The sequence below is a fragment of the Dyella sp. EPa41 genome, assembly GCF_016586165.1.
In the GTDB taxonomy this organism is placed as follows: domain Bacteria; phylum Pseudomonadota; class Gammaproteobacteria; order Xanthomonadales; family Rhodanobacteraceae; genus Dyella.
The window spans coordinates 39,484-58,191 of the sequence record NZ_BCPR01000001.1 but is presented as its reverse complement, the minus strand read 5'-3'; the positions used below and the strand labels follow the sequence as shown (position 1 = coordinate 58,191).

Here is an 18,708-nt window from a genome sequence, read left to right as displayed (position 1 = left end):
GGCAAGCCGGCTCGCGCAGGCCGCCGTGCGAACGGTGAACACCAAGGAGCCCACGAGGTCCCCATCCTCAGGGCAACCACTGAATCCGCCTTTACCGGCGCTTCGTGGCGTGCGGAGCTTGTTCATGATTCGCAAGATCTGGCGAACCGAACAATCTCTATCAGGACCGGATGATAGCGCCTGAAATGGCGTCGCGGATGACCGTAGGCTTTTGCTGATCGCCCAGCGGGGCATCGAGCAGACCATCGAGCCGGTCGCCGAAATAGGCCTCGAGCACGGCCGGACTGCGGGCCGGCGGCTCGCCATGGGGGTTGGCGCTGGTGGATACCAGCGCCCCGCCGAACGCACGGCAAAGCGCGGCAGCGGGGGCATGGGCGGTCACGCGCAGGGCGATGCCGGCATGCGCGCCGGCGACCCAGTCGGGCACGGCGGCCGAACGCGGGAAGATCCAGGTATAGGGGCCGGGCCAGCTGGCGCGGACCTGGGCCAGCACGGCCGCCGGCACGGCCGCCAGATCGATATAGCGCTCGACCTGGGCGAAATCCGCCGCGATCAGCAGCACGCCCTGGGTGGCGGGACGCTGCTTGAGCGCGAAGATGCGCTCGAACGCGGCACGGTCATGCGGGTCGCAACCCAGGCCGAACACGGCCTCGGTGGGATAGCCGATCACGCCGCCGCGGCGCAGCAGCGCGGCGGCGGCATCAAGCTCGGCGAGGGTGAAACGGACCGCCACTCAGGCGGTCGTCTTCTTGCTGGCGGCTTTCTTGGCGGTGGCCTTCTTCGCCGGAGCCTTCTTGGCGACGGTCTTCTTGGCAGCCGCCTTTTTCGCCGCCTGTGCCTTCTTGGTCGCGGTCTTCTTGGCGGTGGCCGTCTTGGCTGCGGCCTTCTTCGCCGCCGGCTTCTTCTCGGCCGTCGCCTTCTTGGCCGCCGCCTTCTTGAACGCGCCGCGTCCCTTCTTGACCGGCGCCGCCGCCAGCAGCTCGATGCACTGGGCCTCGGTCAGGTCCTTCGGCTCCTGGTCCTTGGGGATGCGCGCGTTCTTCTCGCCATCGGTGATGTACGGGCCGAAGCGGCCATTGAGCACCTGCACGCCGTTGCCGAAGTCCTTGATGATGCGGTTGGCGATCATCTCCAGCTTTTCCTGCACGATCTGCAGGGCACGCGGCAGCTCGATGGTGTACGGGTCGTCCTCGGCCTTGAGCGAGGCATAGGTGCTGCCCTGCTTCACGAACGGACCGAAGCGGCCCACGCCCACGCTCACCTCGTCACCGTTCTCGGCGTGGCCGAGTTTGCGCGGCAGCTTGAACAGCTCCAGCGCCTCCTCCAGCGTGATGGTGTGCATGCTCTGGCCGGGGCGCAGCGAGGCGAACTGCAGCTTCTCGTCCGTATCCTTGTCGCCGATCTGCGCGTACGGCCCGTAGCGGCCCAGGCGCACCGAGACCGGCTTGCCGCTCTTGGGGTCGGTGCCCAGCTCGCGCGCGCCGGTGGCTTCACTGCGATCGACCGTCTCGGTCTTTTCTTCCACCTGCTGCTTGAACGGCTGCCAGAAGCGCTCCATCAGCGGCACCCACGCTTCTTCGCCCCGGCTCACCGCGTCGAGCTCGTCCTCGAGCTTGGCGGTGAAGTCGTAGTCGACGTAGCGCGTGAAGTGCGAGGTGAGGAACTTGCTCACCGCGCGGCCCACGTCGGTGGGCTTGAAGCGCCGGCTGTCGAGGAACACGTACTCGCGGTTGAGCAGCACCTGGATGATGCTGGCGTAGGTGGACGGGCGGCCGATGCCGTATTCCTCCAGCGCCTTCACCAGGCTCGCTTCGGAATAGCGCGGCGGCGGCTCGGTGAAGTGCTGGTCGGCCACGATGTCGTGCAACGCGACCTGCTCGCCGACCTCCAGCTTCGGCAGGCGGCGGCCTTCGTCGTCGTCCTCCGCGCTCTTCTGGTCGCGACCTTCCTCGTACACGGCGAGGAAGCCCGGATCGACCACGGTGGTGCCGGTCGAACGGAACGCGGCGTCGCCGCCGGCGACGTGCTTGAGGTCGAAATCCACCGACACGGTGTTGAGCGTGGCGTGGATCATCTGGCAGGCGACGGTGCGCTTCCAGATCAGCTCGTACAGCTTGCGCTGCTCGTCGTTGAGGAACGAGGCCACTTCGCGCGGCGTGCGCATGGCCGAGGTCGGGCGGATCGCCTCGTGCGCTTCCTGCGCGTTCTTGGACTTGGCCTTGTAGGCCTGCGGATGATCCGGCAGCGCCTTGCGGCCGAAGTCGCGCGCGATCAGCTCGCGCAGCTCGCCCAGGGCGTCCTCGGACAGCGCCACCGAATCGGTACGCATGTAGGTGATCAGGCCGACGTTGCCCTCGGTGCCCAGCGACACGCCTTCGTACAGGCCCTGCGCCACTTTCATGGTGCGGCTGGTGGAGAAGCCCAGCTTGCGCGCGGCTTCCTGCTGCAAGGTGGAGGTGGTGAACGGCGGCGCCGGGCGGCGCTTGCGTTCCTTGCTGCCTACTTCGCTGACGGTGAGGCGGCCGTGCGCGGCCTCCTTCAGCGCCGCGCGCGCGGCCATCGCATCGGCCTCGTTGGTGAGGTCGAACTGCTCGAACTTCTTGCCGTGCAGCTTGGTGAGGCGCGCGCTGAAGTCGCCTTCCGGATGGCGCAGCGCGGCCTCGACGGTCCAGTACTCGCGCGCCTTGAACGCTTCGATCTCTTCCTCGCGCTCCACGATCATGCGCAGCGCGGGCGATTGCACGCGGCCGGCGGAAAGCCCGCGCTGCACCTTGCGCCACAGCACCGGCGACAGGTTGAAGCCCACCAGGTAGTCCAGCGCGCGACGCGCCTGCTGCGCATCGACCATGTCCAGCGAGAGCTGGCGCGGCGCCGCGACGGCGGCCTTGATCGCCTTGGGCGTGATCTCGGAAAACACCACGCGATGGAGCTGCTTGCCCTTGGTCAGGCCGCGCTCCTTCAGGATTTCGCTGATGTGCCAGGAGATCGCTTCACCCTCGCGATCCAAGTCGGTCGCGAGGTAGATGTCGTCGGCCACCTTGGCCGCCTTGGCGATGGCGTCGACGTGCTTTTCGTTGCGGTCGATCACCTCGTAGGCCATGGCGAAGCCGTGGTCGGGGTCTACCGCCCCTTCCTTCGGCTTCAGGTCACGCACGTGACCATAGGAGGCCAGGACCTGGAAGTCCTTGCCGAGGTATTTGTTGATCGTCTTGGCCTTGGCCGGCGACTCGACGATAAGCAGGTTTTTTGCCATGAAACTCGGTATCCGCCATCAATGGCCAGGCCCGTCCGGGCTGGCTTCCTATATTTAGTTAAAGGCATGCCGACTCAAGCTCGTCAAGCTCGGCCATGTGAAAACGAGTGGCGGTACGGGTTTGGCTAGCCCGGCAGCCGCTGGTAGCGATTGCCGGGCAAGGCTTCAACCCTGCCGTCCAGTTCCAGCAACAACAGCGCGGTCGTCAGGCCGGCGACAGGCTGGGCCACGCAATCGGCCAGCTCATCGAGCGCCATGGGGCCATGCCCGAGCGCATCCAGCACGATCTGGCCGACCGCATCCGTCGGTGCGGCCGGCGCGGGATCGCCGGGCTCGTCGAGCCGGCTGGCCAGTTCCCGGCCCAGCGCCACCGCGGCCGGCGCCAGCGCCTCCACGATTTCGCCCGCCGTCTCAACCAGCCGTGCGCCATCGCGGATCAACTGGTGGCAACCGCGCGCGAGCGGATTATGAATGGAACCGGGGAGGGCGAATACCTCCCGCCCCTGCTCGGCCGCCAACCGGGCCGTGATCAGCGAGCCGGAGGGGAGGCCGGCCTCCACCACCAGCGTACCCAGCGCCAGCCCCGCCAGGAGGCGATTGCGACGCGGGAAGTGGTCGGCGCGGGCGGCCGTACCCGGCGGGAACTCGCTGACCAGCACGCCCTCGTCCGCGATGCGGCGCGCCAGCGCGTGATGCTTGCGCGGATAGACACGATCCGGGCCCGTGCCGATCACCGCCACCGTGGGTACCCCGGCGTCCAGCGCCGCCGCGTGGGCCGCGCCGTCGATGCCATCGGCCATGCCGCTGGTGATGGTGAATCCCGCCCGCCCCAGGGCCTGGGCGAAGGCCCGGGCGTTGGTGCGGCCACTCAGGCTCGCGGCGCGGGCGCCGACGATGGCGACCTGCGGATGCAGCAGCAGCTCGGCGTTGCCGGACACGAACAGGGCGGCAGGCGGCTGCGCGATGGTGTCCAGCAGCGGCGGGAAATCCTCGTCGGTGCAGCACATCAGGCGGTGGCCGGGTTTGGCCAGCCAGGCGAGATCGGCGGCGAGGCGCGCTTCGTTCGGGCGCCGGAGCCAGTCGCGGGCGTCATCGGGCAGCGAGGCGGCCTGCTCTCGCAAGGCCCGCAGCACCGCGTGGATGTCACCCGACTGGGCTCTCAGTCGTTCGCGCAGCCCAGCCGGGCCGAGGGCGGGCGTGCGCAGCAGGATCAGCCACGCGCGGAAAAGGTCGTTATCGATCATGGCCGCCAAGCCTAGGGGCGGCCCAAAAAGAAACGGCGCGGTGATCACCGCGCCGTTCTGTCGTCCCTTGCCGCGACGGCTTATTCGGGCAGTTCGAGCTTGTCGTGCCGATGCACGGGGCGCAGGCCATCCATGATCAGGCCGTAGCTCACGCGATCGAAGGTGCGGAACACCATCACGTGGCCCACGAACTCCTGCGGCAGCGTCACGCTCTTGCCGGTGCCGCGGTCCCAGCTGTTGCTGGCCACGTCGTCGGCGATGGTTTCGCCCGGCTGGTAGATCGAATAGGTCTGGCCGTTTTCCACGCCATCCTGCGAGCCGATGTTCAACGCCACCACCTGGCGCGGACCCACGGCGTCGTGGGCGTCGGTGAAGGCGATGACGCGTGCGTTGCCCGGCAGCGACTTCGGCGCATGCGGGTAGTAATACGGGTCGTAGGGCTTCTCGTCGATCGGCAGGATGCGGTCGCCCTTGCGGATCTCGAGCGTGGAGTCGAGCAGCAGCAGGGTGGTCGGATCGCCGGTACGCAGCACTTCGGCGGTGCCGATCACGCTGACTTCGGTGCCGATGTCCTCGCCCTTGCCGTAATGGCCGTCGTTGCGCGTGTCCTCGTACCACGGCGTGCGCACGGTGGACACGTCGCTGTCGAGCGGATGCGCCAGCAGGTCGCCGCCGTTGTCGCGGCCCTTGCCGCCGTCGTAATTGCGGAAGGTCTGGGTGGGGCGCACGATGGCAACGCGCTGGCCCGGTTCGGCCTGCAGGTTGCGCACGTAGACATTGCGGCCCACGGTGCCGCGCAGGTCGGCTTCTTCAAAGCCCACCACGTACGGCAGCGACTTCACCTGGTTGCTGTCGAGCACGCGCATTTCCTTCAGGAACATGCGCAGGTCGGAAAGGGGAATCGCCGGAATCGGCTCGCCTTCGGTGCGTACACGCGGCTGCAAGCCCACGCGCGGACCGTTGATGAAGGAGAGGTTGAGCACATCGCCCGGATAGATCAGGTGCGGGTTCTGCACCTGCGGGTTCGCCTGCCAGATCTCGGGCCACAGCCACGGCTTGGACAGGAAGCGTGCAGAGATCGCCCAGAGCGTGTCGCCCTTGCGCACCGTATAGGTATCGGGGTGATCGGCGCGCAGTTGCGCACCCGCAGCATAAACAGCCACCGTGACCAGCATGCCGGCCAGCAGCCCAATGGACTTTCTGATCATAAACGGGAATCCCCCATCCCCCGACGCTCGGGCGAGTTTAACCGAACCTCTTGTCCACGCAACCGTGTCCAGTTGGCAAAACGGCATGCCTTCCGGGCAGTTGGCGGCGTACAATAAAGCGCTTGCTCAGCATCTGCACGTGACCCGCGCCGAGACTGTTTGCCCGCATGACAAGGAAGAACGAGGGCGTGTATGTCGATACACAACCGAGTGATGACGCGGTCAGGCGGGCAAACAGTCCGGCCCGAAGGGTTGTGCTGGTAGGGCCGCTACGGGACACCGCGCGGCTCGACCTGACCACCAGTCAGGCGCTTCGCCACGCACTGCCCCGTAGCGGCCCTACCAGCACAACGCGGGTGACGTGCAGATGCTGAGCAAACGCTGTCATTCTAGATCGCGCCCGGGCTTGGTTTTCACCAATTCGCCCGCAGTTTGAGCGCTTGAGGTTAAAGCCATGTCCGTCCTGACCATCATCGAATTTCCCGATCCCCGCCTGCGCACCAAGGCCGAGCCCGTGCGCGTTTTCGACGCGGACCTCAAGCAGTTCGTGGCCGACATGTTCGAGACCATGTACGACGCCAACGGCGTGGGACTGGCCGCCACCCAGGTCAATGTGCACCAGCAGGTGCTGGTTGCCGACATGAGCGAGGAGCGCAACGAGCCGCTCGCGCTCATCAATGCGCAGATCGTCGAGAAGGACGGCGCGCAGGTCTACCAGGAAGGCTGCCTGTCGTTTCCCGGCATCTATGCCGACGTGACGCGGGCGCTCAAGGTCAAGGTCAAGGCGCAGGACGTGGACGGCAACACCATCGAACGCGAGTTCGAAGGCCCGCTGGCCGTGTGCATCCAGCACGAGATGGACCACCTCGCCGGCAAGGTGTTCGTGGATTACCTCTCGCCGCTCAAGCGCTCCATGCTGCTCAAGCGCCTGGAAAAGCAGCGCAAGCAGGCGGCCAGCGCTTGAAGGCGACGCTGACCAAGTATCGCCATCGTCATGATGCCTGGAAGGCCCGCGGGCTGCGCCGAGTGTCGCCGGGAAGACTGGCCGTCTTGCCAAGCCGCGCGGCGCAGCCCGCGGGCCTTCCAGGCATCACCCCATCATTTGAAATTCAATCAGCTGGGGCCCGTTCTGTCTGTCCGCAGGCCTTCGGCCCGCCGTCTAGACAGACGGCCAGTCTGCCTTCGCCGTCGTTCCTGTGGCCTGCAAACAGACAGAACGGGTGACGATGGTGATACTTGGTCAGCGTCGCCTTAAGCTCCGCGTCGTTTTCGCGGGCACTCCCGACTTTTCCGTACCCTGCCTCCAGGCCTGCCGCGCCAGCGGCGCCGAGGTGGTGGCCGTGTATACCCAGCCCGACCGCCCCGCGGGACGCGGCCGCAAGCTGACGCCGAGCCCGGTGAAGCAGGCCGCCGAGGCGGCTGGTATCCCGGTCGAGCAGCCCCAATCGCTGAAGTCCGCCGACGCGCAGGCCACGCTTGCCGCCTACGCGCCGGACCTCATGGTCGTGGTGGCCTATGGCTTGATCCTGCCGCGCAAGGTGCTGGCGATTCCGCGCCTGGGCTGCTGGAACGTTCACGCCAGCCTGCTGCCGCGCTGGCGTGGGGCGGCGCCGATCCAGCGCGCGATCCTCGCGGGCGATGCCGAGAGCGGCGTCGACCTGATGCAGATGGAGGCCGGCCTCGACACCGGTCCGGTACTGCTGGAACGCCGCACGCCGATCACCCGTGAGGACACCGGCGGCTCGCTGCACGACCGCCTCGCGGCGCTCGGCGCGGACGTGCTCGCCGAAGGCCTCGCCCGGGTGATCGCCGGCGAGACGCTGGCATCGCGCGCGCAGCCCGACGAGGGCGTCACGTATGCCCACAAGCTGGACAAGGCCGAGGCGCGACTGGACTTCGCGCGGCCGGCGATTGAACTGGAACGCCAGGTGCGCGCGTTCGATCCGTGGCCGGTGGCCGAAGGCGAGGTCGCGGGTGAAATGCTACGCATCTGGGCCGCGCGAGCCGTCCACGGGCAGCCCGGCGCCGCGCCCGGCAGCGTGCTGAGCGTGACTCGCGACGGCATCGACATCGCCTGCGGCGAAGGCGCACTGCGCGTGACGGCGCTGCAGCGCGCCGGCGGCAAGCGCATCACGGCGGCCGACTACCTCAACGCCACCAAGACCCGCGGCACCTGAACACCGTCGCTCCGGCGCGGGCCGGAGCCCAGTGGCGGCAACGCCGGCTTGTCGCGAAAGAACGGCCCACGGGCTCTCGCGACAGCCCGACGATACGTCCGCCGGCATGCCGGACCTGAGGGTTATGGCCTTGACTCCCGCTTCTCACACCTCTCCGCTACTTTCTGCCCATGACCGATACCCGCGCCCTCGCCGCCCAAGCTCTCGCCGACGTCGCCCTGCGTGGCGCCTCGCTGCGGGACGCGATGGAGCGCTATGCGCCCAAGCTGCCCGACGCGCGTGACCGCGCCCTGCTGATGGCGCTGCTGAGCGACGGTGCGCGCTGGTGGCTGCGCTTCGATGCGGCGCTCGACCGCCTGCTGGACAAGCCGCTGCGCCAGAAGGAACCCACCATCCATGCGCTGCTCGTGCTGGGGCTGGTGCAGCTGGAGATCCTGCAGCTGCCCGACTATGCCGCCGTGGCGGCGACGGTGCAGGCCGCCAAGGCGTTGCAGCGGCCCCGCTTCGCCGGACTGGTCAATGCGGTGCTGCGGCGCTGGCAGCGCGAACGCGCCGAACTGCTGGCGGCGCTCGACGCCAAGCCGCAGACGCGCCACGCGCACCCGGCCTGGCTCGCCAGGGCGATCGGGCGCGACTGGCCCGCGCAGGCCGATGCCGTAATGGCCTCGGACAACCTCGAGCCACCGCTGATGCTGCGCGTGAACCGCCGGCGCACCGATCGCGAGTCGTTGATCGAGCGCCTGCGTTTGGACGGCTATACCGCGGATGCGCATCCCTGGCTGGCGGACGGCATCGTGCTTCCGCACAGCACGGACATCACCCGCATGCCGGGCTTCGCCGCCGGCGAGTTCGCCGTGCAGGACGGCGCCGCGCAAATTGCCGGCGACCTGGCGGATCTCAAGCGTGGGCAACGCGTGCTCGACGCCTGTGCCGCACCGGGTGGCAAGGCCTGCCACCTGCTGGAGCGCGAGGACATCGCGCTGACCGCGCTGGAGTTCGAACCCAAACGCGCGCAGCGCATCACGCAGAATCTCGATCGCCTTGGGCTCAAGGCCGACATCGTCATCGGCGATGCCGGCGATCCGCCCGCCTGGTGGGATGGCCAGGCCTTCGACCGCATCCTCATCGATGCTCCCTGCTCGGCCACCGGCGTCATGCGCCGCCGGCCCGACGTGCGCCTGCACCGCCGCGACAGCGATATCGCGCCCCTGGTCGCGCAGCAGCGGCGCATCCTGGAGGCGCTGTGGCCGTTGCTCGCCCCGGGCGGCAAGCTCCTCTACATCACGTGTTCGCTGCTGCGCGAGGAGAACGAGGCCGTGGTGAACGACTGGCTGGAACGGCACCAGGATGCCCGTGCCGCGGGCTTCTCGTTGCCCGCGGGACAGCCGGCGGCGGTGGGCTGGCAGGTACTGCCCGGCGATGGCGACCTCGACGGCATGTACTATGCGGTGCTCGAGAAGTCCTGAGGCCGCCGCTTCGCGCGCCGCGCGCATGGCAGCCATGCCACCGCGGCCCGGTGCGCCCTGAGCGGCGACCCGTGACGCTTTAGAACTGCTTGTGACGCGGCCATGCCGCCTCCGGAATCCACGCATGCTCGCCACCTCCCAAGCCACCCCCCAGGAACGCCGCCAGTTCTGGCTGCTGTTGTTGATCGCCCTGGTCGTGATCGGCGCCGGCATGGGCCTGCGCGATCCCTGGCCTTCCGACGAGCCGCGCTTTGCGCTGGCCGCCAAGCAGATGGTGGAGAGCGGCGACTGGCTGTTTCCGCATCGCGGCAGCGAGCTGTACTCGGACAAACCGCCGATGCTGTTCTGGCTGGAGGCCGCCAGCTACACCGTGATCGGCAGCTGGCGCCTGGCGTTCCTGCTGCCGTCGCTGCTGGCCGCGCTGGGCTGCCTGTTGTGCGTGTACGACCTCGGGCGGCGCCTGTGGAATCGCCAGGTGGGCCTGTATGCCGCGTCGGCCCTGCTGATCACGTTCCAGTTCGTCTACCAGACCAAGCGCGCGCAGATCGATCCGCTGGTGATGTTCTACATCACCGCGGCGAACTGGGGCCTGCTGCTGCACCTCCTCAAGGGTCCGAACTGGCGGGCGTTCTGGTTCGGCTGTTTCTGCGCGGGACTCGGCGTGATCACCAAGGGCGTGGGCGTGCTCGCGCTGTTGATGCTAGTGCCTTACCTCGTCGCCAGCTTCGGCCAATGGAACGGCGTGGCGCGCATGGGTGCGGGCGCGTGGTGGCGCTGGGCGCTTGGGCTCGTCGCCCTGCTGGCGGCCATGGCGTTGTGGCTGGTGCCGATGCTGCTGGGCGCGAAAGCGCACGCGAACGATCCGGCCTACGCCGCCTACGTCAACGACATCCTGTTCCACCAGACGGCGGGACGCTACGGCAAGTCGTGGGACCACCATCACCCGGTGCTGTACTACCTGCCGATCGTGCTGTTCACCTGGCTGCCGCTGTCGCTGACCTACCCGGGCACGCTGCCGCGCTGGTGGCGCGCATTGAAGGAAAAGGATGCCCGCATCCTGCTGCCGCTGGGCTGGATCGTGCTGCTGCTGGTGTTCTTCTCCATCCCCAAGGGCAAGCGCGACGTCTACATCATGCCGGCGCTGCCGATGCTGGCGCTGGTCAGCGCGCCGTACCTGGGCGAGCTGCTGCAGAAGCGCTGGCTGCGCATCGCGGGGCTGGTCTTCATCGGCGTGATGGGCGCGGCGATGCTCGGCCTAGGCATCGCGGGGCTGGCCGTGCATCCGAAGTTCACCACCGATTTCGCGATCGCCCGCGGCTTCGAGGACGGCGGCCGCGCCTTGTGGTGGATGGGCACCACGCTCGGCGCCATCCTGTTGCTGCTGGTCGCCACGCTGCGCGTGCGCCGGGCCGTGGCCGCGGTGGCTGGCGGCATGGCGGCGATGTGGCTGGTGCTGGGCCTCTGGGCCTATCCGATCCTCAATGATTCCAGCTCCGCCACGGGCGTGATGCAGGAAGTGCGCGATCGCCTGCCGGCCGGCGACCAGCTCGGCATGGTGGCGTGGAAGGAACAGAACCTGCTGATGCTCAACCACCCGGCCGTCGATTTCGGCTTCACCCAGCCGTGGCACGACCAATACGCCGCCGGCGTGAAGTGGCAGGCGCAGGATCCGGCGCATCGCTGGCTGTTCGTGCTCGACCCGGTGATGGGCCAGTGCGTGGACCGCAGCAAGGCGATCAGCCTGGGCCATGCGAACCGCCGCGAATGGTGGATGTTCAAGGCCGATGCCGTGGTGCCGGGCTGCCTGCCTGACGAGAGCATCGATCGCCTGCCGGCCGCCGCCGTCGACGAGTGATCGTCCGCCGGCGGTCGCGCACGGGCGACCGCCCTGGCTATCCCGCCAGCAGCGCGCGGTAGACCGCTTCGGTGCGCTGGATGAACAGGGGAAGCCCGAAGTCGCGCTCCGCATGCGCGCGGGCAGCGGCGCCCATGGCGGGCAAAGACGAGCGCTGCTCCAGGATGGACGTGACGGCGGCGGCGATGGACGCCCTGTCGCGCGCCGGAACCAGCCAGCCATCCTGGCCCGCCGCCAGGTTCTCCGGCAGGCCGGCGTAGTTGCTGAGCAGCACCGGCTTGCCCATCGCCATCATCTCGCGGCAGGCGAACGAGATGGTCTCGACGTCGTAAGACAGTACGAAGCCCGCATCGAGCGCCGCCACCATGGGGCGTGGATCGGCGAGCACGCCGGGAAACACCACGGCGTCCTGCAGCCCCAGCGCCGCCACGCGCTCGCGCTCGGCCGCCTTGGGCGGCACGCCGGCGATCAGGATACGCAGGCGCCGGCGCAGCTCGGGCGCAAGCGTGGCCACGGCTTCCAGCAGATCCAGCCAGCCTTTGTAGGCCGCCGTGCCCGCGTTGCTGCCAAGCAGGAGCAGGTCGTCATCCCTACGCCAACGGGCGGATTCCGCCGCGGCGTCGCCCGCCGGCCAGGGCGACCAGTGGTCGATATCGATGCCGTTGTGCACGGTGGACAGGCGGCATCGCCGATAGGCCGTCGCGGCCAGTTCGCGCCGCGTGTAGTCGCACACGGCGATCACCTGGTCGGTGCGGCGCGCACGCAGCCAATGGCCGATGCCGCGCACCGGCTTGGAGTTGTGCTTGGTCCAGACCAGGGCGGGCCGCTTCGGGGGCATCGCCGAAAGCACCAGCCGGTGATCGGCCGAACCGTTCACGTGGACGATGTCGAAGGCTTGCGTGCGCAGGTAGTGCGCAAGCTGCGCCCGGGCGCGCCGTCGGGCGCGCCACCGGCCCAGGCCGTTGGGAAAGGGCTGGTCGAGCACGAATACGCCGGGCAGGGTTCGCGCCTCGCGATTGAGCCGGCTGCCGGGCGGGGCGGCGACGTGAATCTCGTGGTGCGATGCCAGGGCCGCGGCGAGCGTGCGGATGTAGGTGGTGTGACCTCCACCATCACCCGAGTGGAAGTTGGTGAACAAAAGCTTCACGCCCAAGCCTCAAGGAAGGACAACGAATCCGCCGCAGGAATCTGCCGGGATATGAACCCTATCTCTCTTGTACTAGGGGAGGAGTCGGGTTTTCCTCATAGAATGTCATAGATTGTATAGGCGGTTTCCTGTTCCCTTCGGCACGAGCGGAGCAGCGGCACGCCGGGATGTATGGCGTCGGGCTGGCTTCGCCGGCTGGCATTGATCGAGGATCGAATGAGAGTAGTTCCACCTGCCACCGCGGCCGAACGTCGTATCGCCCCGCTGGTATCCACGTTGTTGCTGGCCCTGCTTCCCCTCTCATTCGCAACGCCTGGCCGGGCCAAGGTGGCCCTGGTCGGCGTGCTGTTCTTCTATGGGCTGTATCTGCTGATCGCCAACCGGCAGGCCCGCGCCATCTACCGCGGCGCGCGTCCGGTGACCTGGCTGTGCTGGGCCTTGGTGCTGTTTGCGGCGGCGAACATCCTGGGCCACGGCCTGCGCTGGAACGAATTCGACCTGCCTTCGCACATCCTGCTGTTCCTGGGCATTACCGCGGTCTTTACCCAGCCGCTGCGGCTGGCGTGGTTCTGGCGCGGGCTCAGCATGGCGGCGGCCGTGCTCGGCCTGGTCTGCATCTACCAGCATTATTTCCAGGGCGCCGAGCGCGCCTCGGGCATCGATGGCGGCGATTGGGGCGTGATCGAGCTGGCCATGTTCATGCTGGTGTTGTCGCTGAGCGGCGTGGTCCAGCTGCTGCGGCCGCAGCTCGCGATGCCCGAGCGCGTCTTCCATGCCGGATGCGCCGCGCTCGGCATGTTCGGCGCGCTGCTGACGCAGAGCCGCGGCCCGCTGCTGGCCTGCGCCCCCGTATTCGCGCTGGTGATCGGCTGCTCGATCTACCGCACGCGGCAGTGGCGGGCGCCGCTGGTCGTGCTGGCGGGCGCGGTGCTGGTGGCCTCGGGCGCGGTGCTGCTGATGCGTGGCGAGATCGTGGCCCGCTTCGATGCCATCGGGCACGAAGTACGCACCTACAGCAGCAACGATACGCAGGGCGCCGTGCGCGAACGCCTGGAAATGTGGCGGGTCGCCACGCGCGCCTTCGCCGAGCATCCCGTGGCCGGCGTGGGCATCGACCAGTTCGGCAAGTACACGCAGTCGCAGATGAAGCTCGGCCTGGCCAGCGACTCCATCGCCAAGTACGAGCACCCGCACAGCGAATACCTGGAGGCCGCGGTGGCCGGCGGCGTGCCCGGACTGATCCTGTTGCTGCTGCTGTTCGGCATGCCGCTGGTGCTGTTCGCGCGGCGCGTGTTCGATCCTGATGACGCCGTGGCCGTCTCGGCCATGGTCGGCCTGCTGACGGTGGCGATGTATGCGCTGTGCGGGCTGACGGACAACGTGCTGTATCGCTCCATGCCGCATTCGCTGTTCTTCTTCCTGGTGCTGGGCATGACGGTGCAGATCAGCCGCCTGCGCGCAACCGGAGCCTGACCGCGCCATCATGGCGGCGGCCCCACTTCCCTCTTTCAGCGCGACTCCATGGCCCGCATCAACCTCATCGCGTGGGACAACAACCGTGGCCTGAGCCATGACATCCGGCTGCTGCGCGAGGCGTTGCGCGAGCTGGGCCACGAAGTGAGCTTCACGCCGGCGAGCGCACCGCGGAAACGTCGCTGGTGGCAAAAGCTTGCCCTGCGCTGGAACGCCAGCCGCAAGGCGCCGCTGTACGACCTCAACATCACGCTGGAACACGCCAGCCCCGAGCACCTGCCGCTGGCGCGGCTCAATGCGTTCATTCCCAATCCCGAGTGGTTTTCCCAGCGCGACCGCAAGCAACTGGCGCGATACGACGCCGTGCTCACCAAGACGCGCGAAGCCACCGGGATCTTCCAGCAACTAGGCATGCGCACGTTGCCCATCGGCTTCCAGAGCACGGACTGCCTGCGGCGCGAGCGCGAGCGCGAGCCCACCTTCCTGCACCTGGCCGGCGCCAGCCGGATGAAGGGCACCGAGCGCCTGCTGGCGACATGGCGGCGGCATCCCGAGTGGCCCATGCTGCACGTGCTGCAGGCACCGGGCGTCGGGCCGGATACCGACCTGTCGGCGCCCAACATCGTGCATCGCCGCGAGTACGTGGCCGACATCGCCGACATCCGCACGCTGCAGAACAGCCACGTGTTCCACCTGTGCCTGTCCGAGACGGAAGGCTGGGGCCACTACATCGTCGAGGCCCTGAGCTGCGGCGCCGTGGTGCTGACCTGCGACGCGCCACCCATGAACGAACTGGTGACGGCCACGCGCGGCATGCCGGTCGCGGCGACGCCGGACGGCCCGCTCAACCTCGCCACCCGCTACCTGTTCGACGAAGCCGCGCTGGAGGCCGCGGTCGAGCGCTGCAGCCGCATGGAACGGGCCGAATGGGAACAGCTGGGGGCCGCTGCCCGCGCGTGGTACGTGGACAACCAGAAAGGTTTCGATGCACGGCTGGGCGCGGCGCTGCGGCAGCTGCTCTGACCCGGCGACCACCGCGCAGGGAGCACCCGGGCACGGATTCGTGGCCTTGGCCTTCCCGCCGCCTCTAGAATCTCCTCATGCCTACCTTTCCCCTCACCCTCGTGGTCATCACCTACAACGAGGCGAACAGCATCGCCCGTTGCCTCGACAGCGTGCCGTTCGCGGCCGAGAAGCTGGTGATCGACAGCGGCAGCACCGACGACACCATCGCCATCGCGCAGGCCCATGGCGCGCGCGTGGTGCAGCAGGACTGGCTGGGGTTCGGCGCGCAGCGCAACTTCGCCACCACCCAGTGCAGCCATGACTGGATCCTGGCGCTGGACGCCGACGAATACCTCTCGCCCGAACTGGCCGCCGAGCTGGAGCGACGCCTGCCCGAGCTGATGGCCAGCGACAACAGCGCCGTGATCCTGCGCCGCGCCACCATCTACATGGGCGCGCCGATGCGCTGGTACCTGCCGTCGATGGGCGAGAAGATGGCGCGCCTGTTCCACCGCGACCGCGCGCGCTGGAAGGACGTGCGCGTGCATGAATCGCTGGTGTTCGACGGCCCGTCGGTCACGCTGCATGCGCGCTTCAACCACGAGAACAATCCCAGCCTGCCGCAGAAGCAGATCAAGGTGCTGCGCTACGCGGAGCTGAAATGCCGCGACTGGCTGGAGAAGAACAAGCCGGTGCGCATGTGGCAGACGCCGTTCGTGTACCTGCTGGCCTTCATCAAGGATTACATCTTCCGCCTCGCCTTCCTCGACGGCTGGCGAGGATTCGTGATCGCCCAGACAGCCGCCTCGTACGCGGCCTACAAGCGCATGCGGTACTACGAGATGCGCCGAAACCCCGCCTCGGTCGAGAGTGCGGCAGATGCACTGACCCGCCACGGTATCGATCGATGAGCAAGCAGTCCGATCCCAAGCAGCATTACCTCCTCTACGGCTCCGAGCGCTACGCGCTGGCCATCCTGCGCCCGGTGCAGGAGGCGATCCGCGCGCGCGGCGACGAGGCCGCGTGGTTCTTCGACGGCCCCGGCGCGGAAGACCTGGTCGAAGGCGAGCGCCTGCTCACCGTGCAGGAAGTGCGTGCGTGGAAGCCGCGCGCGGTGATCACCTCCAGCAACGCGGTGCCGCACTTCTTCCCGGGCGTGAAGGTGGAAACCTTCCACGGCTTCGATGCGGGCAAGCCGCGGCATATCTACGTGCGCGGCTTCTTCGACCTGTACTGCACGACCGGGCCGCGCGATACGGCGAAGTTCAAGGAGATCGCCGACCGCGTGGGCCACTTTTCGGTGGTGGAAACGGGCTTTCCCAAGCTCGACCCTTTCATGAAGCAGATCACCGGCCCGATCCCGCCCGTGCGCCAGCCGCCCGTGATCCTCTACCACTCCACCTTCTCGCCCTCGTGGAGCGCGGCCGAAACCCTGTACGAGGAAGTGAAGCGCCTCTCCCGCGATGGCCGCTGGCGCTGGATCGTCACCTTCCATCCGAAGATGAACCCGGAGACGACCGCCAAGTACAAGGCGCTGCAGAACGAGTACCTGACCTTCGCCGAGAACGACAACATCCTCGAGCTGTTCCCGCAGGTCGACATGATGTGCTCGGACACCTCGTCCGCGCTCAACGAGTTCCTGCTCACCGGCAAGCCGGTGGTGACCTTCAAGAACCGCCGCCCGGGCCCGCAGCTGATCGACATTGACGACGCGGCCCAGTTCGAGCCGGCGATCGAGCGGGCACTGTCCCGGCCGCCCGAGCTGATGCAGGCCATCCGTGAGTACGGTGATGCCATCCATCCGTACCGCGACGGTCATTCCAGCGAGCGCATCCTCAAGGCCATCGACGGCTTCATCGCCGCCGGGGCCCGCAACCGCCGCCGAAAGCCGTGGAATTTCTGGCGAAAGCTGAAGATCCGCCGCCGCATCGGCTACTGGGGGCCGGTCTAAGGCGTCGGGGCGGCGCGGGCGCGGGCCCGCACCCTCACCCCACCCCCTCTCCCGACGGGAGAGGGGCCAGCGCTCGAACCCCTGCTCCCGCCGGCGGCCGGAGGACGGATGAGGCACCGGCGAAGCGGGGCTTGGCCGCATGGCCCTCCCTGAATTCCCGTTCGAACCGGTCTCCACGGCTCGGGATAGAATCGTCTCAATCCCATCAAGAAGACTGCCCGTGGCATCCAGCAGCTACAGCCGCTCCGAACACCTGCGCTCCCTCTGGCCGTGGCTGCCGCTGTGGGGCCTGGCCGCCTTGCTGGCGATCTTCTCGCACGGTCCGATGCCGCTGTACTCCACCCGCACGCTCGCCGTGGCGTGGGAAATGTGGAACCACCACCACTGGCTGGTGCCGTACATCAATGGCCAGCCGTACAGCGAGAAGGTGCCGCTGCTGTTCTGGCTGATCCACGCCGGCTGGGCGGTGTTCGGCGTCAACGACATCTGGCCGCGCGTGCTGGAAGTGATCTTCGGCGGCACGCAGCTGGTGCTGGTATCGGTGCTGGCGAACCGGCTGTTCCCGAATCGCCCGTGGGTGGCCAAGGGCGCGCCATGGATGCTGCTGGCGCTGGGCTACGCGTTCCTGTTCGGCCTGCAGATCATGTACGAGGTGCTGCTGGCCGTGTGCGTGCTGGCCTCGCTGCTGTGCCTGACGCCCAAGCCGCAGCGCGCGGAACCGCGCTGGCTGCTGTTCGGCCTGTGCATCGGCGCCGGCCTGCTGACCAAGGGCCCGGTGATGCTGCTGCACGTCGCCTTCCCGTGGTTGCTGGGCCCGCTGTGGAACGACTGGGCGCGCGACAACCGCGCGCGCTGGTACGGGCGCGGCGCGCTCGCCGTGCTGCTGGGCGGCGCCATGCTGCTGGCGTGGGCGCTGCCCGCCGGTTTTGCCGGCGGCGAGGCCTATCGCCAGCGCCTGTTCTTCACGCAGACCGCCGGCCGCGTGGTGGATGCGTTTGACCACGCCCGCCCGTTCTGGTGGTACCTGCCGATGATTCCGGCGCTGCTGTTTCCCTTCAGCGGCTGGCCGCGCGCCTGGGCGGCGCTGGTCACGCTGCGCCGTCCGCTCGACAGCGGCATCCGCTTCGCGCTGTGCTGGCTGCTGCCGGTGATGGTGTGTTTCTCCTTCATCAGCGGCAAGCAGCTCTATTACCCGCTGCCGGAGTTCGCCGGTGGCGCGCTGCTGATCGCCGGCGCGGTCGCCGTGCTGCGTGACCAGCGTCCGCAGCTCGCCAACAGCGCATGGCTGGGCACGTGGCCGCTGGGCGTGGGCGGCATCCTGTTCGGTGTGTTCCTGTTCGTGCTGCCGGTGCTGGTCGCGCACAACCACCTGCACGGCGAATGGTTCGACAGTACCCAGCGCTACAGCCGCTTCTTCAGCATCGTGTTCGTGCTGCTCGGTTTGCTGCTGCTGGTGCGCGGCCGCGGCGAGGTGCGTCGCCTCGCCTTCGCCGGCCTGGCCGGCACGCTGGCGCTCAATGCGCTGTTCACCCTGACCATGTGGCAGAACTTCGACCTGCGTCCGTCCGCGCACCTGCTGGGCGCCGCCGACGGCGAGGGCCGGGCGATCGGCTACCTGGGCAACTACGAGGGGCAGTTCCATTTCGAAGGACGCATCACGCGGCCGATCGAGCGGCTGAGCGAAGGCGACGCCCTGCAGAAATTCGCGCAGGAGCACCCGGACGGCCTGATCGTGGCCCGGCCCGAAAAGCTGGAGCCGACCGACCTGCGCTACCCGCTGCTGGTGCAACCGTTCCGCTCCTCGTGGGTGGTGATCTGGCCGGCCAGGTCGCTGGCGGACCTGCGCGCCGGTCGCGTGCCCGCCGAGCCGCCGCATCCGACGCGCATCTACCAGGTCGACGAGTGGCGCTTCCGCGCCCTGCAGTAAGG

At 68.2% G+C, this 18,708-nt stretch carries 14 protein-coding genes; 9 read left to right on the top strand and 5 right to left on the bottom strand.

What is annotated here, in order from left to right:
* Positions 1-160 precede the first annotated feature (160 nt).
* From JMF82_RS00255 to JMF82_RS00240, 4 genes are all read right to left on the bottom strand, one after another.
* Entirely contained in the window at positions 161-733 is a 573-nt protein-coding gene (locus tag JMF82_RS00255; RefSeq protein WP_201312531.1) for a Sua5/YciO/YrdC/YwlC family protein, read from the bottom strand.
* Entirely contained in the window at positions 734-3,253 is a 2,520-nt protein-coding gene (locus JMF82_RS00250) for a DNA topoisomerase I (RefSeq protein ID WP_201312530.1), read from the bottom strand.
* A 125-nt stretch (positions 3,254-3,378) separates the two neighbouring features.
* Positions 3,379-4,497 carry a DNA-processing protein DprA gene (gene dprA, locus JMF82_RS00245; RefSeq protein ID WP_201312529.1) on the bottom strand — a complete coding sequence of 373 codons (1,119 nt, stop codon included), beginning with the start codon at positions 4,495-4,497 and terminating at the stop codon, positions 3,379-3,381.
* Between the two features lie 80 nt (positions 4,498-4,577).
* The gene (locus tag JMF82_RS00240; RefSeq protein WP_201312528.1) at positions 4,578-5,705 is read right to left on the bottom strand and encodes a LysM domain-containing protein; all 1,128 of its coding nucleotides are present in this window, start codon (positions 5,703-5,705) and stop codon (positions 4,578-4,580) included.
* 454 nt (positions 5,706-6,159) lie between these two features.
* Here JMF82_RS00240 and def point away from each other — a divergent pair, with 454 nt between their 5' ends.
* The 4 genes from def (at position 6,160) to JMF82_RS00220 (ending at position 11,203) form a co-directional block, all read left to right on the top strand.
* Positions 6,160-6,669 carry a peptide deformylase gene (def, locus tag JMF82_RS00235; RefSeq protein ID WP_201312527.1) on the top strand — a complete coding sequence of 170 codons (510 nt, stop codon included), beginning with the start codon at positions 6,160-6,162 and terminating at the stop codon, positions 6,667-6,669.
* Between the two features lie 262 nt (positions 6,670-6,931).
* The gene (gene fmt / locus JMF82_RS00230) at positions 6,932-7,882 is read left to right on the top strand and encodes a methionyl-tRNA formyltransferase (RefSeq protein ID WP_201312526.1); all 951 of its coding nucleotides are present in this window, start codon (positions 6,932-6,934) and stop codon (positions 7,880-7,882) included.
* 170 nt (positions 7,883-8,052) lie between these two features.
* Complete coding sequence (rsmB, locus tag JMF82_RS00225; protein ID WP_201312525.1) at positions 8,053-9,348, top strand: 16S rRNA (cytosine(967)-C(5))-methyltransferase RsmB; 1,296 nt, start codon at positions 8,053-8,055, stop codon at positions 9,346-9,348.
* 124 nt (positions 9,349-9,472) lie between these two features.
* The gene (locus JMF82_RS00220; protein WP_201312524.1) at positions 9,473-11,203 is read left to right on the top strand and encodes a glycosyltransferase family 39 protein; all 1,731 of its coding nucleotides are present in this window, start codon (positions 9,473-9,475) and stop codon (positions 11,201-11,203) included.
* Positions 11,204-11,240: 37 nt separating this feature from the next.
* On the opposite strand, the gene JMF82_RS00215 is transcribed toward JMF82_RS00220, so the two are convergent.
* Positions 11,241-12,350: a glycosyltransferase gene (locus JMF82_RS00215; protein ID WP_201312523.1), complete on the bottom strand. Its 1,110-nt coding sequence runs from the start codon at positions 12,348-12,350 to the stop codon at positions 11,241-11,243.
* A gap of 216 nt (positions 12,351-12,566) precedes the next feature.
* Between JMF82_RS00215 and JMF82_RS00210 the strand changes: the two genes are divergently transcribed.
* From JMF82_RS00210 to JMF82_RS00190, 5 genes are all read left to right on the top strand, one after another.
* Positions 12,567-13,823 carry an O-antigen ligase family protein gene (locus JMF82_RS00210; protein ID WP_201312522.1) on the top strand — a complete coding sequence of 419 codons (1,257 nt, stop codon included), beginning with the start codon at positions 12,567-12,569 and terminating at the stop codon, positions 13,821-13,823.
* A gap of 48 nt (positions 13,824-13,871) precedes the next feature.
* Entirely contained in the window at positions 13,872-14,846 is a 975-nt protein-coding gene (locus JMF82_RS00205; RefSeq protein WP_201312521.1) for a glycosyltransferase, read from the top strand.
* A 77-nt stretch (positions 14,847-14,923) separates the two neighbouring features.
* Positions 14,924-15,739, top strand: a complete 816-nt coding sequence (locus tag JMF82_RS00200) for a glycosyltransferase family 2 protein (protein ID WP_201312520.1) — start codon at positions 14,924-14,926, stop codon at positions 15,737-15,739.
* Positions 15,736-16,779 carry a CDP-glycerol glycerophosphotransferase family protein gene (locus tag JMF82_RS00195; RefSeq protein WP_201312519.1) on the top strand — a complete coding sequence of 348 codons (1,044 nt, stop codon included), beginning with the start codon at positions 15,736-15,738 and terminating at the stop codon, positions 16,777-16,779. The genes JMF82_RS00200 and JMF82_RS00195 overlap by 4 nt, the downstream gene beginning before the upstream one ends.
* Before the next feature lie 220 nt (positions 16,780-16,999).
* A complete protein-coding gene (locus tag JMF82_RS00190) occupies positions 17,000-18,706 on the top strand; it encodes a glycosyltransferase family 39 protein (protein WP_201312518.1) in 1,707 nt (568 codons plus the stop codon).
* The last annotated feature ends 2 nt before the right edge of the window (positions 18,707-18,708 follow it).

Excerpts from the sequence above, each read along its gene's own strand:
- JMF82_RS00210 (WP_201312522.1), top strand. The coding sequence starts at position 12,567 with ATGAGAGTAGTTCCACCTGCCACCGCGGCCGAACGTCGTATCGCCCCG.
- dprA (WP_201312529.1), bottom strand. The coding sequence starts at position 4,497 with ATGATCGATAACGACCTTTTCCGCGCGTGGCTGATCCTGCTGCGCACG.
- JMF82_RS00220 (WP_201312524.1), top strand. The coding sequence starts at position 9,473 with ATGCTCGCCACCTCCCAAGCCACCCCCCAGGAACGCCGCCAGTTCTGG.
- JMF82_RS00195 (WP_201312519.1), top strand. The coding sequence starts at position 15,736 with ATGAGCAAGCAGTCCGATCCCAAGCAGCATTACCTCCTCTACGGCTCC.
- JMF82_RS00240 (WP_201312528.1), bottom strand. The coding sequence starts at position 5,705 with ATGATCAGAAAGTCCATTGGGCTGCTGGCCGGCATGCTGGTCACGGTG.
- rsmB (WP_201312525.1), top strand. The coding sequence starts at position 8,053 with ATGACCGATACCCGCGCCCTCGCCGCCCAAGCTCTCGCCGACGTCGCC.
- JMF82_RS00205 (WP_201312521.1), top strand. The coding sequence starts at position 13,872 with ATGGCCCGCATCAACCTCATCGCGTGGGACAACAACCGTGGCCTGAGC.
- JMF82_RS00200 (WP_201312520.1), top strand. The coding sequence starts at position 14,924 with ATGCCTACCTTTCCCCTCACCCTCGTGGTCATCACCTACAACGAGGCG.
- fmt (WP_201312526.1), top strand. The coding sequence starts at position 6,932 with ATGGTGATACTTGGTCAGCGTCGCCTTAAGCTCCGCGTCGTTTTCGCG.
- JMF82_RS00250 (WP_201312530.1), bottom strand. The coding sequence starts at position 3,253 with ATGGCAAAAAACCTGCTTATCGTCGAGTCGCCGGCCAAGGCCAAGACG.
- def (WP_201312527.1), top strand. The coding sequence starts at position 6,160 with ATGTCCGTCCTGACCATCATCGAATTTCCCGATCCCCGCCTGCGCACC.